The sequence below is a fragment of the Streptomyces sp. NPDC032198 genome (genome assembly GCF_040636975.1).
Classification (GTDB): Bacteria; Actinomycetota; Actinomycetes; order Streptomycetales; family Streptomycetaceae; genus Streptomyces.
Genome location: NZ_JBEZVL010000002.1, coordinates 150,831 through 163,541, shown reverse-complemented (window position 1 = coordinate 163,541; position 12,711 = coordinate 150,831). Strand labels below are relative to the sequence as shown.

General features: G+C 69.0%; 12 protein-coding genes and 1 tRNA gene. 4 read left to right on the top strand and 9 right to left on the bottom strand.

All coding sequences use genetic code 11. The annotated features are described in order from the left end of the window. The first annotated feature begins 120 nt into the window (after positions 1-120). Entirely contained in the window at positions 121-798 is a 678-nt protein-coding gene (locus AB0E78_RS05905; protein ID WP_361828805.1) for a bifunctional DNA primase/polymerase, read from the top strand. A 57-nt stretch (positions 799-855) separates the two neighbouring features. Next, positions 856-1,473: a hypothetical protein gene (locus AB0E78_RS05900; protein ID WP_361828803.1), complete on the top strand. Its 618-nt coding sequence runs from the start codon at positions 856-858 to the stop codon at positions 1,471-1,473. 204 nt (positions 1,474-1,677) lie between these two features. Here the strand turns inward: AB0E78_RS05900 and AB0E78_RS05895 are convergent, their stop codons facing one another. The 3 genes from AB0E78_RS05895 to AB0E78_RS05885 all read right to left on the bottom strand — a co-directional run bounded on the left by AB0E78_RS05895 (position 1,678) and on the right by AB0E78_RS05885 (position 4,347). Next, positions 1,678-2,643, bottom strand: coding sequence for a DUF5926 family protein (locus tag AB0E78_RS05895; protein ID WP_361828801.1), 966 nt, complete (start codon positions 2,641-2,643; stop codon positions 1,678-1,680). 211 nt (positions 2,644-2,854) lie between these two features. Continuing rightward, complete coding sequence (locus AB0E78_RS05890) at positions 2,855-3,472, bottom strand: ATP-binding protein (RefSeq protein ID WP_361828799.1); 618 nt, start codon at positions 3,470-3,472, stop codon at positions 2,855-2,857. Positions 3,473-3,534: 62 nt separating this feature from the next. Continuing rightward, a complete protein-coding gene (locus AB0E78_RS05885; protein WP_361828797.1) occupies positions 3,535-4,347 on the bottom strand; it encodes a glycerophosphodiester phosphodiesterase in 813 nt (270 codons plus the stop codon). 184 nt (positions 4,348-4,531) lie between these two features. Here AB0E78_RS05885 and AB0E78_RS05880 point away from each other — a divergent pair, with 184 nt between their 5' ends. Next, positions 4,532-6,001: a trypsin-like peptidase domain-containing protein gene (locus AB0E78_RS05880; RefSeq protein ID WP_361828796.1), complete on the top strand. Its 1,470-nt coding sequence runs from the start codon at positions 4,532-4,534 to the stop codon at positions 5,999-6,001. Positions 6,002-6,043: 42 nt separating this feature from the next. Further along, positions 6,044-6,128 (top strand) — tRNA-Ser (locus tag AB0E78_RS05875). Between the two features lie 134 nt (positions 6,129-6,262). Here the strand turns inward: AB0E78_RS05875 and AB0E78_RS05870 are convergent. From AB0E78_RS05870 to AB0E78_RS05845, 6 genes are all read right to left on the bottom strand, one after another. Further along, positions 6,263-7,099, bottom strand: coding sequence for a hypothetical protein (locus AB0E78_RS05870; protein WP_361828794.1), 837 nt, complete (start codon positions 7,097-7,099; stop codon positions 6,263-6,265). Between the two features lie 138 nt (positions 7,100-7,237). After that, positions 7,238-8,638 (bottom strand): site-specific integrase, encoded by a 1,401-nt coding sequence (locus AB0E78_RS05865; RefSeq protein ID WP_361828792.1) that lies wholly within the window; start codon positions 8,636-8,638, stop codon positions 7,238-7,240. Next, on the bottom strand, positions 8,632-8,826 hold the full coding sequence (locus AB0E78_RS05860) for a helix-turn-helix domain-containing protein (protein WP_361828790.1): 195 nt from the start codon (positions 8,824-8,826) through the stop codon (positions 8,632-8,634). Before AB0E78_RS05860 ends, AB0E78_RS05865 begins: the two co-directional genes overlap by 7 nt. Then, the gene (locus AB0E78_RS05855) at positions 8,823-10,322 is read right to left on the bottom strand and encodes a replication initiator (RefSeq protein ID WP_361828789.1); all 1,500 of its coding nucleotides are present in this window, start codon (positions 10,320-10,322) and stop codon (positions 8,823-8,825) included. The genes AB0E78_RS05860 and AB0E78_RS05855 overlap by 4 nt, the downstream gene beginning before the upstream one ends. 134 nt (positions 10,323-10,456) lie before the next feature. After that, positions 10,457-11,170 carry a DUF2637 domain-containing protein gene (locus AB0E78_RS05850; protein ID WP_361828788.1) on the bottom strand — a complete coding sequence of 238 codons (714 nt, stop codon included), beginning with the start codon at positions 11,168-11,170 and terminating at the stop codon, positions 10,457-10,459. Positions 11,171-11,216: 46 nt separating this feature from the next. Beyond that, entirely contained in the window at positions 11,217-12,611 is a 1,395-nt protein-coding gene (locus tag AB0E78_RS05845; protein WP_361828787.1) for a cell division protein FtsK, read from the bottom strand. Positions 12,612-12,711: the final 100 nt, after the last annotated feature.

Genomic DNA, 12,711 nt, shown 5'->3' with positions numbered 1-12,711 from the left:
TTCCCCATGCCGCAGGCTGGGGTGTGATGCGCCAGTTCTACGCACAGCGAAGTGATCCACACATGGTGTGATGTGGCCCGCCGTGTTCCTCGGCGTGTAAACGGAAAGGAACGAGCGCTCATGCGCGAGATCCTCGGAAGGCGAAGCAGGCTCCTGTCCAGGCTCACCGGCAGGAAGTCTGACCGGAGTCCCGGCCTGAAGGGCGCGGCCCTGACCTTTGCGACGGCATGGAAGTGGCCCGTGGTGCCCGGCGTCGGCCTCGACCGGCGAGACGGCACCCGCTGCGCCTGCCCCGACCCCGACTGCACGGTGCCAGGAGCCCACCCCCTCGACCCAGGTCTGCTGACCGCGACGACCGACGAGCGCATGGTGAGCTGGTGGTGGACGAACCGCCCGGACGCTCCCATCGTGCTCGCGACCGGCGTCGGCGCCCCGTGCGCCGTCAGCCTGCCCGCCATCGCGGGTGCGCGCGCGCTGGCCGCGCTCGACGAGATGGGCATCAGGCTCGGCCCGGTCGTGGCGACCCCCGCCCGCGTCTTCCTGCTCGTAGCGCCGTACTCCATGGAGCAGTTGGGCGAGCTGCTGTACGCCAAGGACTACGTACCGGGCTCACTGCGCTTCCACGGAGAGGGCGGATACATCGCCCTGCCGCCCTCGGAGACGGGTCAGGGTCCGGTGGGCTGGGAGCGGGCTCCGCTGCCCGGCTCGGCAGCCCCGTGGGTGCCCGATGTCGAGGCCGTGGTGGACGCGGTGGTCGACGCGCTCACTCGTACGGGTGTGAGCGCGCCCGAGTTGTAGGGGAAATGGGCGCGCGGCGAGCCGGGCGCCCAGCAAACGTCGTTACTGTCAGGCCTTATGAACCCCCGCCTGATCGCGCTCATGGGCGTCGTGGCCATTACGGTTTTCCTGCCGCTCGCCGGCGCGTCCGCGGGGCCTGTGGGTGACGGCGACGCCGACGCCAAGCCGTCGGAGCGACCGGCGGACGCGGCACCGGGAACGGCGCCGGATCCGGACGCGAAACAGCCCTCCACGGAGAAGCCGACTTCGAAACGGCCTTCTACGGAGGGCTCGTCTTCGTCTGCGTCCTCGTCCGGGGACGGCTCGTCGCTCCTCACGGGGCTCGGCCTCGACACTTCCGCACAGTGCGGCCCCGAAGTGACCTCCCCCAAGGGCATCGAGGCCCAGACGTGCGTCCTGACCCAGGGGCAGGACACCTGGGGGCGCACGTACTACCGCAACACGACCGGTGATGAGCTGAGCGCCGTACTGACCGTTATGGGCCCCCGCGGACGCACCGTCCAAGTGCATTGCGCGGTCGGCGCGGCGGACGAGCCGGGGGCGTGCGAGACGCCCCGGGAGCGAACGGTGGGGAATGCCGGGGCGTATGCGGCGGTGGTGGAGTTCGCCGACGGGAGTGGCGGACCGTTGCTGCTGCGCTCCGGGAGCAACTCCGCTCGACCGAAGGCCAGTTGAGACAGCAGGTCAGGCCGGACAGCGGGCCGGACATGAAAGCGCCCGGTTGCTGGCGACGGGGGATGCACCAGCAACCGGGCTACCTGAACGGTAACAAGAGATCTGCTCTGGGCAAATTCGATCTCGGATATCCAGACAGGGATTTACCTGCGACGACGGGGAGTTGTGACAGGAGTCACGCTCCCCGTCCGACTGACTGGTGGGTCAGCTCAGCGTCACCTGGCGGTTGGTGAGACCGCCGCGCGCCCGGCGCTCCTCCGGCGTGAGCGGGGCATCGCTGCCCAGCGCCGTCGCGAGCCGCTCGGCGAACTCCGCGGCGGGCTTCTCGATGTCCTCGGCGCTCATTCCGGTCGGCAGGTCCCACACCGGGACCGTCAGACCGTGCGCCCGGAAGGAGCCGACGAGACGGGTGCCGTCGCCGAGGCTCGACGTACCGGCCGCGTGCAGCCGCGCGAGCGCGTCGAGGAGCTGCTCCTCGGGGTGCGGCATGACCCAGCGCAGGTGGTTCTTCTCCGGCGTCTCGCACCAGTATGCGGAGTCCACGCCGGAGAGCCGCACGGTCGGGATGGCGGCGGCGTTCGCCCGCTCCAGGGACGCGGAGACCTCCGTGGACGCGTTCTCCGAGTCCGGCACCCAGAACTCGAAGCCGGCGTGCACGATCGGCTCGAATGCGCCCTCGGGGTCCAGGAGGTCCTGCAGGCGCGGCCCGTCGGCGGGGGCGCGGCGGGCCTGGACCGGAGAGCCGGGCTCGGCGGTCAGGGCGCGCTGGAGGGTGTCGGCGAGGTCGCGGCTGATGTCGCCGGACGCGGTGTCGTTCTGCAGGCCGAGCAGGACCGAGCCGTCGTCGCGGCGCAGCGCGGGCCAGGCCATCGGCAGGACGGTCGCCAGGGAGACGGAGGGCACGCCGTCCGGCAGTCCGTCCTTGAGGGGCAGTTCGACGGTCGCCGCCGGGACGAGCTCGCGCAGGGCCACCCAGTCGCCCTCGCCGGGCAGGCCTTCGAAGGGGCGGTGCACCAGCTCGGTCGCCGCGTGCGCGGCGGCCCGGCCGTGACAGGCCTTGTAACGGCGGCCCGAACCGCAGGGGCAGGGTTCGCGGGCACCGACGACAGGGACCTGTCCGTCCGTCAGCTGCGGCTGCTTGCCCTTGGTCTGAGGGCGCTTCTTGGCCATCTTGGGTGTCTCCCGGATGCGGCTTTACAGCGTGGCTCTTCGTACGCCTTGGGGCGTACGGGCGCGAGCCTAGCCGCTCGCCCAGGGGGCGCCGGGATTCAGCCTGGGGCGGTGGGAGCCGCCGGGCGGTCGCAGGTCGTGATCCTCGTCGGTGGCCGCCGCCCGCGGCGGTCGGTTGCGGCGGGCGGTCGCGGTCGTCGGACCACGGTCGTCAGTCGCGGTCGTCGAACGGGTCGGCGTACGCGAGGTCGGGTATCCCGGCGGCCGAGGGGGCCGCGACGCGCGTAGCGAAGTCCTCGTGACACTGCCCGGCATGGACGACCACCCAGACCGTGACCTCGCCGTGGGTGTCGTCGCGGACGCCCCAGGCCTCGGCGAGGGCCGTGATGATGTTGAGCCCGCGCCCGCCGTGCGCGGTGACCGAGGGCGTGGCCGGAACGGGGCGGGTCGGTCCACCGCCGTCCGTCACCTCGACCGTCAGCCGGCCTGTCGCGTCCACGCGCCAGGCGGCCCGGACATCACCGTCGCCGACCATTCCTTCGCCCAGCGGCCTGCCGTGCCGGCAGGCATTGCTGAGCAATTCCGAAAGGATCAGTACGGCATCGTCGACGACCGTTTCCGGCACCCCGTTCCCGCGCAACTGATCACGCATCCGGTGCCTTGCTTCTCCCACGCCCGCAGGGCCATGGGGTACGGCCATGCTCGACGACGCGGGCACCTCCCGTGCCACCACCAACGCCACCCCCGAGACCTCCTTCGCCCCACGCCACGGTGTGAATGCCCCAATGGACTGGACCGGAAACCGGCCAATCCTTGTGCGGTGACGCACTCGTAACGATCGAATACGGACCGAACGCGCCGGTGCACACCCCGTAACCGATGGGATGGCGGTTAGCGACGGCCCAACTGGGACAGCACCTGCTTGGGGCGATTGGTGATGATGGCGTCGACGCCGAGTTCGGCGCAGAGCTCCACGTCCTCGGGTTCGTTCACGGTCCACACGTGCACCTGGTGTCCCGCGCGTTTGAGTTTGGCCACGTAGGCGGGGTGGTTGCGGACGATCCGCATGCCGGGACCGGCGATCCGAACGCCCTCGGGGAGGCGGCCGTCGCGGTGGCGCGGCGAGACGAACTGCATCAGATAGACGGTCGGCAGGGTGGGGGACGCGGCCCGCACCCGGTGCAGGGAGCGCGCCGAGAAGCTCATGACGCGTACGGGAGAGGGGCCATCGGAGGGTGGGCAGTCCAAACCGAAGCGCTTCAATAGGAGGAGCAGCCTTTCCTCGACCTGCCCCGCCCAGCGGGTCGGGTGCTTGGTCTCGATGGCCAGCTGGACGTTGCGCCCCGAAGCGTTGCTTTCGGCCACCAGCTCCAGGAGCCGCTCCAGGGTGAGGACGGAGGTGTCCTCCCAGTCGGGCCCTTCGTCGGCCTCACCGTGGTTGTTCTTCCAGGAGCCGAAGTCGAGGGTGGCGAGGTCGGATAGCTCGAGGGCCGACACGGCGCCCCGGCCGTTCGACGTCCGGTTCACGCGACGGTCGTGGACGCAGACGAGGTGCCCGTCCGCAGTGAGGCGTACGTCGCATTCGAGAGCGTCGGCACCGTCCTCGACCGCTTTCTTGTACGCGGCCAGCGTGTGCTCGGGGGCGTCTTCGGAGGCTCCGCGGTGGGCGACGACCTGGATCTGTTGCTGTCGTGCGAGGGTCACCGCGTCATGGTGCCATCACGGGGTACCCGCAGGCTTGCCCACGGTGGTGCACACAGAGCCGGATCCACAGGATCGGCTTATGGTGCCCTGACAGCCCATGGGAAAAGCTGACTGCAGACACATGCACAGTTGGGCACAGCCAGGCCGTGACCGAGAACGACAGCGTGGACCGAGGAGAAGAGCTGTGAGCACCGAGAACGAGGGCAACGAGGTACCCCCGGCCCCGTCAGCGCCTCCTGTGCCGGTGGAATCTCCCGCAGCTTCCGCCGACCGCGCGGCGCCGCCCGCCGCGCCCGACCCCGCGACGCCCGCCCCCGCGGCGCAGTCCGCCGCGCCCGGCCAGGAACCGGCGGCGCACCAGGCTCCCCCGCACGCTGGTACCACCGCAGGCACGCCCCCGCACGCCTCCGGTGCCGGAGCCTGGCCGCCTCCGCCGCCGCCGCCCACCGTTCCTGCGTACGCCCAGGGCGGAGGCTCCGGCTGGGGCTCTTCGTACGCGGCGCAGCACCCGGAGGGGTCCAAGCCCGCGGGCCGTCGCGGCGGCCTGATCGCCGCGGTGCTCGTGGCCGCGCTCGTCGCGGGCGGCGTCGGCGGCGGCATCGGCTTCTGGGCGGCCGACCGGAACGACAACAGCACGGGCTCGACCACCGTCTCCGCGTCGAACACCCCGGCCGACCTCAAACGCGATCCCGGTACGGTCGCCGACATCGCGAGCACGGCGCTGCCCAGCGTCGTCACCATCGAGGCCCAGGGCGGCAACGGCGAGGGCGGCACGGGCACCGGCTTCGTGTACGACAAGCAGGGCCACATCCTTACGAACAACCACGTCGTGGCCTCCGCCGCCGACGGCGGGAAGCTCGCGGCGACGTTCTCGGACGGCAAGAAGTACGACGCCGAGGTGGTCGGCCGTGCCGAGGGCTATGACGTGGCGGTCATCAAGCTCAAGAACCCGCCGTCGAATCTGAAGCCCCTCCCCCTCGGCAACTCCGACAAGGTGGCCGTCGGCGACTCGACGATCGCCATCGGCGCCCCCTTCGGCCTCTCGAACACGGTCACCACCGGCATCGTCAGCGCCAAGGACCGCCCGGTGACCTCCAGCGACGGCGCGAGCAGCAAGAGCTCGTACATGAGCGCCCTGCAGACCGACGCCTCCATCAACCCCGGCAACTCCGGCGGTCCGCTGCTCGACGCGGGCGGCGCGGTCATCGGCATCAACTCCGCGATCAAGCCCGCGGAGAGCGGCGGCGGCCTCGGCGGCGGAGGCGGCCAGTCCGGCTCGATCGGCCTCGGCTTCGCGATCCCGGTCAACCAGGCCAAGTACGTCGCCCAGCAGCTGATCAAGAACGGCCAGGCCGTCTACCCCGTGATCGGTGCCTCGGTCGCCCTGCAGGAGAACACGGGCGGCGCCACGATCTCCCGGGAGGGCGCGAGCGGTTCGCAGGCGGTCACCCCGAACGGTCCCGCGGACAAGGCGGGCCTCAAGCCCGGCGACGTCATCACGAAGCTGGATGACACGGTGATCGACAGCGGCCCGACCCTGATCGGCCAGATCTGGACCCACAAGCCGGGCGACACCGTAGAGATCACGTACAAGCGCGACGGCAAGGAGCACACGACCGACGTGGTCCTGGGCCAGCGCAAGGGCGAGAGCTGACCCGCTACTCTTGTCCCCGCACCGCCCTGACCGGCGGTGCGGGGTGGGTTGCCCGAGCGGCCTAAGGGAACGGTCTTGAAAACCGTCGTGGCGAGAGTCACCGTGGGTTCAAATCCCACACCCACCGCAGCAGATCAGCGTGTGCGCTGGTCACAAGGGGTGCCCCAGTTCTGGGGCACCCCTTGTTGGCAACTGTTGTCTCACCTTGATCCGCGTCTGTAGCGCTGTTGATCAGTGCGTGTGGACCAGGCGTGGACCACGTCAGGGGCTACGAGTCACAGCCCCCGAGGCGAACCACTGCACCAGCGTGGCAGCGAGGTGGACAGCAGAACGTGCTGATTCGAGGGTCTCCGGTACGGTCACGGTCTGCTTGCCATGCCGCGATGTCTGCCCGTCCCACAACGCGCGCATCATGGCCTCTACCGGTGCGATGGGATCTTTCCCTGTGGGAGTGGAAAGCGTGGTTACGAACTTCCCCTGGGCATTGCCTATCTCACCCAGCATCGTGCCGAGCGTCGCTCGGGCGTGGTTGGGCTGGATGACTCCGTGTGCGGCGGACTCCACGGCTTTGATGGCCTCGCTGTAAGCCCGGACGGGATCGGGGTGCAGCCCGTAGGACGCCTGCCAAGCTGCGGCGAGGTGCTCCGCTCCAGAGCCGGTGGAAGGGTTGCTCTGGGCGTCTGAGACTGCCTGACCAACCGACTCACGCACGGCTGGATCGACCCTCAACTCCAGGCCGTCTCCAGCTTCATTGACCCGGTAGGCGGAACCAGCGACGTTGAGCATCCGGGCGAGGGTGTCTTCGTAATCTCCTCCCAGGTCGGGGTCCTCCGAGCCCAGGATGGCGTCAACCACATCCAGCGTGGTCGTCTCATCGGCATTCATGAGTGCCTCACGGGAAAACTCGCCCTGCCGGAGGGCGATCCGGAGCTGCATGCAGATTTCGTCAGCTTGTGGATCGACGTTGCTGAAGTGGCTCCTGATCCACCTACGCAACGGATCCTTCAGATGCGCCGGTACGCCTTCGTAGGGGGCGTGGTCGAGGGACTCTCGGATGCCCAGACGTACAGAAAGCCGTTCGCGAGGCGTACTGGTCATATGCGGATAGTACAGATCCAACTACCCATCCGTGGAGGAATTCTTTGCGCAGCCAAGTACGACAGCCCCCCTCGCGTGAGTGAGCGAGAGGGGCTGAGCTGAGGGGCCCTATTCAGCGGACGGAGGTAGTCGGATCAGTTACTCGTCATCTGACTCTGCGGCGTGTAGCGCCGCCTCAATCTGGCGATTCGACCGATCCTGGCTGCGGTGAATGGCCTTCGCGTAGAAGCGAAAGAGGACAGCGATGCTGTGGCCCGCGCGGCGGGCGACCTCTGCCGGGGAGACCCCCGACTCAAGCCAGAGCGACACGCCCGCATGCCGCAGCGAGTAGGGCACCTCCGCCAGGGGCGAGGCCGCTTCGGAGTCCGACAGCACTGCGAGTCGAGCCGCCTTCCAGAGCTCCCCGTACTCCTTGGACAGGAGATGCCCGCCTTGGACCGCACGGAACATACGGCCGTCATCGGGGGTACCGAACTCCTTGACGTGCTCGCGGATCATGCGGACCAGGACGGGCGGAATGGGGACGGGTCGAGTCGCCTTCCGGGCGCGCTTCTTCAAGCCGCGTGAGTCGAACGACTCGCCCGTGTCCGTCCACCCAGAGCCGACGCGGGGCGTGCTGATCGACAGGAGTACCTCTCCCCAGCCCTCTTCGGGCAGGGTGAAGTCCGACTCACAGAGATTGGACGCCTCACCGGGGCGATTGGCCGCGTAGTACAGGCAGCCGAAGAATGCCCTCAGGTGTCGGCCGCGCTCCCCCTGGGCTCCCACAGCCTCGATCAGCTTCCGTGCCAGCTTTGGGCCGGGCACGAAGCGGAAATCGATCTCGCCATCGGATTCCGGGGGCGTCCAGTCCACCTTGTCGAGGGGGAGCGTTGTCATCAACTCCCGCTCCACGGCGTACCGCAGGCAGTTGCTGAACACGGTCCGCTTGCGGTTCACCGTGTTGTCGGCGGCGGCCGTGCCGTCCATCTTCTGTGAGAGCGCGTCGAGGGCGGAGCGCACCACGGAGGGGGTGTTGAGGTCGGTGATGTCCACGGACTTGCGGGCGATCCAGTCGAGCGCCGCCGCGATGTCCTCAGGTGGCGTCACCACATCCGCACGGCGGTTCCACTTCCCGTCGTCGTCCAGGACGAAGCGGAAGGCCCAGGAGTAGAGCGCGGCCCGGAGTACCTTCGTCGACGGGGCCCCACGGCTGTCCTTGATCAGCCGAGGTGTGACCGTGGCCAACGCATCAGCGATGCCCGCACGGTGCTTGGCCGAGACACCGGGCCACTTCATGTCCGTGTACGCGAGGGTGTGCGCGTACCAGGTGGGTGGCTTGGGAGCCTGGATCTCGGAGGAAGGCAGACCAGTTTCCGAATCGAACTGCTCGCGGTTGCGCAGGGCGGACAGCAGCTCTGAACGGCGGCCGTCAGCTTGGGCCTTGATCTTGTAGCTCTTGGAGAAGGGACGGGGCCCGACACGCCAGCGAAGTTGGTAGGCCGCAGCGCGGTTGGCCCGCTTCCGGATGCTCCAGACCTGAACGTCGTACGTCAGCATGTGGAGACCTCACAGGTGGCGAACCAGGCATCGAGATCTGAACGGCGTATGCGAATCTGGCCGTTGGGGAGCTTCAAGCACTTCGGGGCGTAGCCGCGAGCCCGCATGCGATAGAACGCTGCCCGCGAAAGCCCGATCTCGTCGAGCACTTCGGCCAGGGTGAGCTTCTGGTCACGGTGGGCGGTCACAGCCAGGGGGCTCCTTCGGTCTTCGCGCGTTCCTTGAGGTCGCGGGTAGCGGCTAGTTCATGGCGGACTTGGGCGGCGAGGAGTTCTTCGCCGGAGCGGTAGCCGCTGCTGAGGTAGGTCCAGGAGGAGGCGGTGACGAGGGTGGTGTTCTCGTCACTGACGGGGAGGCCAGCGGAGGCGCGGGCGGCTTCGGCCTGGGCGAGGCGCCAGGCTCTGCGTACGTCGCGCAGTGCGCGGAGGGTGGTGGAGTAGGCGCGGGATTTGCTGGAGAAGTGGCCGCGGAAGCCGAGCATGTGGGCCCACTTCCAGAGCTTGAGGTGGGCGAACTCCGGGAGGTGGCCCAGCGCCCAAGCCGTGCGGATCATCTGCCGGGCGTGCTGCTGAACGGGGAGGGCCTTGATGGGTTCGGCTTGTCCGCTGCCCTCGCAGTCGGGGCACAGGTCGTGGAAGCTGTCGGGCCCGCGTACGTATCCACGTCCCTGGCAGGGGCGGCACATGAGGGTGCGGTCTACGGTGCCCGCGCCTTCGGCGTTCTTGGTGGCGTACTTGGCGACGTATCCGGCGACCTTGGCGTCTGTGTACTCGGCAACCCTGGCATCGGTAAGTTCGCCGTCGCCCAGAGCAGTGATGGGGTCCACCTTGAACTCGCGGCCCCAGACAATGATGCGTTCGCCGATGGCGTCGGACTCGACGGTGAGCCGGGCGCGCTCGACGGCCAGGCCCACGGCGGCTTTGAGAGCGTCGTAGGTGGCCCAGGAAGGGGGCGGGCTCGTGTGGCCATCGGGGCCGTCGAAGCGGATCACGGCGTGGAAGTGGACCAGGCCGCGCATCTGGTACTCGGCGACCTTGGCGAAGGAGACGCGCAGGGCAGCGTTCAGTGCCTTCTGGGTCATGCGGAGGTGTTCGGCCAGGGCGCGGCGCAGGTAGGTGGTGAAGCGTGCCCACAGCTGTCCGGCGTGAGCGTTCCAGAGCACGGCGCCCGTGTAGTCGTAGGTGGCCGGGGCTAGGGGGGTGCCCAACGCCGGGGCGTCTTCGGTGTGGCGGGTGCCGCAGGCGCAGGGGCGGGGCTTGCCCGCGTGGTCGGTCTTGCGGTTGTGGACGGGGCCGAAGGACGGGGCGGTGAGGGTGACGAAGGCGCGGGGGTGGTCGCGGACGTTTTCGGCGACGTTCTTGCCGCCGGACAGTCCGGCCTTGATGAGGTGGTACGTGTCGGCGGCGTACACCCGAGAGCAAGCAGGGCAACGGGAAGAGCGGCGGTTGCCGCAGGTGGTCAGCAGCCGTCCGGAGGGCTCGTCCTCGGAGCGGTACGAGCGGACCACTTGCTTGGTGGCCGGGTCGGTGGTGGCCGTCCAGCCGTGCAGGTTCACGGGGTGGGTGCAGCCGCGCAGGTCGCGGACCTGTTCGGCGACGCGGTCGAAGTCGCTGCCGTTCGCGAGGGCGAGAAGGTCGCTGACGGCGGGGCTGATCACGTGGTGCAGGCCGATTTCGCGGGCCATGGGGTGCAGGTATCCCTTCTGGCGGGGCGGAGGCGGCCGGGCAGCAACAGAGGCGGTTTGCTGCTGCCCGGAGGCATGACGAACTGGGCCCGGTAGGGCAGGGGCGGGGGTGGGGCCGAAGTGCCGGCCGGAGGTCAGGCCGTCAGGGCGGCGTGCGCAGCCTTGGCCAGGGGGAGGCCGACGCCGAGCCGGGTCTTGAGTTGCGAGGCGGTGATGGGCTGGCCGTGTGTGGCGGTGTGGTCGGCGGCGATCTCGCGTGCGGCGTCCAGGAGGCCCGGGGGCACCGGAGCGGCGAGGGCCGGGGCGGAGGCGGGCTGCGGCGTGGGAGTCACCGCAGGGGCTGCGGGCTCGACAGCTGCGGCGGGCGCGAGCGGTGCCGGTTGGTCCGGGACCGGAGCTGTGTCGGTCAACGGTGCGGGGGATTCGGTCGGTGCATCGGCGGGGGTGCTGACCGCGTGGAAGTGGCGCAGGAGGGCGGGGCCGACCACGCCCCAGCCGAGGAGGAGCAGCGGAGCTACGGCGTCCACGCAGGCGCGGCCGTAGTGCCCGGCGATGATGGGTTCGGCCACGTTCAGGGCGAGGGTGAAGAAGCCGGAGACGTGCATGAGGCGGGTCGCCGCCGTGAGTTCACTGGCCGGTACTCCGCGCAGAGACAGGTACCGCAGGGCGACCAGGAGGCCGACCACGGACAGGTCCACCATCGGGGCGATGAGCGGAGCGACGGAGCCGGGGACGCCGAGGCGCAGGGCGAGGCTCCATACGTTGCCGAAGGAGAATACGAAGGCCAGGAGGGCGATGACAGCCATGACCACGGTGACCGTGCGTTGCGTGATCCGGTCTTCCGACATGAGGTTTCACCTCCTTTCGAGGGCGTAGGGGTAGGCGGTAGGGCCGTCAGGCTGCTTCGGACAGAGCCTTGGCCAGGTCCACGGGCTCTTGACCGGTGAGGCGTTCGAGGAGCTGCCCGGGGTCACGGGTGAGGTGCGCTGTCTCGGCAGCTATGCGGGCGGCGTGCTCGTCGGCCACGAACGGAGTGCGGATGCGGACGAAGCCCGGGCGACCGTGGGCGTTCATGACCGCCACTCCCACGTAGGCAGCATCTTGGAGCGTGACCGGGTTGGCCTCGGGCCACTGACGGATGTCGTCTCCGAGGGCGGCAACGGCGGCGTCGGCAGTCTTCTGGGCGAAGGACAGGCCGACCGGGCACACGTCCCTGATGAAGGTGGGGATGGCGTCGCCGGTGGTCTTCTGCGTGATGATCAGGGTCAGGAAGCCGAGGGCTCGCCCCTTCTTGGTGAGGTCCTCCACCAGGCGAGCGTTCTCGGCGGCCAGGGCGGCCAGTCGCTTTGTCTGCGCGTCAGTGCCCTTGTGATCGCGGAAGTACGTGTGAGCTTCATCGATGATGGTCACGATCAGCGGCCACTCTTCCGTGGGCCCGACGTGCCAGAAGTTCTTGACGCCCCGGATCTGCTTCTGGCAGGCCGAGCGGGCACGGCGAAGCTCGACCAGGCGCTTCAGCTCCTTGTTCGCTGCCTCCAGGTCGTCACCGACGAAGGCGAAGAGCCGCTCTACGAGATCGGCATAGTCGCCCTCATAGGCGTGCGACACCTTGCCGTCGAACACGTTGAACTGCACGGCTGCTGAGGGGGCCCAGTCACAGATCAGACGGTTGACCGCAGACGTCTTTCCGAAGCCGGGCAGGCCCGCCATCGTGATGCCGGGAACTTCCGACAGCGGCACGCTGACGGGCATGCCGAACTCGTCCACCCCCAGATCCCACAGGGCGACCTTCTCCGGCGGGTGTCCTGAGGGGGTGTGCGTGGTCGAGGTGATGAGCGGGTCGACCCGCACCCCACGGATGAGTACCTGACCTGGCTTGTCCGGCAGGACCGAAACCCGGGTCATGCGCCACGCGTCGGCCAGGTACGGGGCTGCTTTCTGGAATTCCTTCAGGCCCACTTGCGGCAGGCAGCTTGCCCGCACGATGACGCCGAACTCGTCCGGGACGACCTTGAGGGTCGGCACCAGGACGCGGGGCTTGACGACCTTGTCGCCGCTGGCGAGGGAGGCCACGGCAGTTGGCATCTTGTCGGTGACGGACAGGTTGACCATCGGCGCCAACCGCTTCCAGCCCCACCGGATGCGCACTGCCAGACGGATGCTGCGGCGCTTCATGGGCGTCGCCCGCAGGTAGCGGACCACCCACACCACCGCCCAGAGGGCGATCGCTATGAGGCCCAGCCAGGCAGCGCCACTGACCCAGCTGAAGGCTTCGTTGATTCCGGTCATCACTTCGTCCTTCTGTCTATGAGTTGGCCGCCAGGGCGGCAGCGTCCTGTCTCGCAAAGGAGAGAAAGCAAGCGCCGCCGCCCTGGGATGTCGCGGGGTA

Excerpts from the sequence above, each read along its gene's own strand:
- AB0E78_RS05905 (WP_361828805.1), top strand. The coding sequence starts at position 121 with ATGCGCGAGATCCTCGGAAGGCGAAGCAGGCTCCTGTCCAGGCTCACC.
- AB0E78_RS05900 (WP_361828803.1), top strand. The coding sequence starts at position 856 with ATGAACCCCCGCCTGATCGCGCTCATGGGCGTCGTGGCCATTACGGTT.
- AB0E78_RS05895 (WP_361828801.1), bottom strand. The coding sequence starts at position 2,643 with ATGGCCAAGAAGCGCCCTCAGACCAAGGGCAAGCAGCCGCAGCTGACG.
- AB0E78_RS05870 (WP_361828794.1), bottom strand. The coding sequence starts at position 7,099 with ATGACCAGTACGCCTCGCGAACGGCTTTCTGTACGTCTGGGCATCCGA.
- AB0E78_RS05865 (WP_361828792.1), bottom strand. The coding sequence starts at position 8,638 with ATGCTGACGTACGACGTTCAGGTCTGGAGCATCCGGAAGCGGGCCAAC.
- AB0E78_RS05855 (WP_361828789.1), bottom strand. The coding sequence starts at position 10,322 with ATGGCCCGCGAAATCGGCCTGCACCACGTGATCAGCCCCGCCGTCAGC.
- AB0E78_RS05850 (WP_361828788.1), bottom strand. The coding sequence starts at position 11,170 with ATGTCGGAAGACCGGATCACGCAACGCACGGTCACCGTGGTCATGGCT.
- AB0E78_RS05845 (WP_361828787.1), bottom strand. The coding sequence starts at position 12,611 with ATGACCGGAATCAACGAAGCCTTCAGCTGGGTCAGTGGCGCTGCCTGG.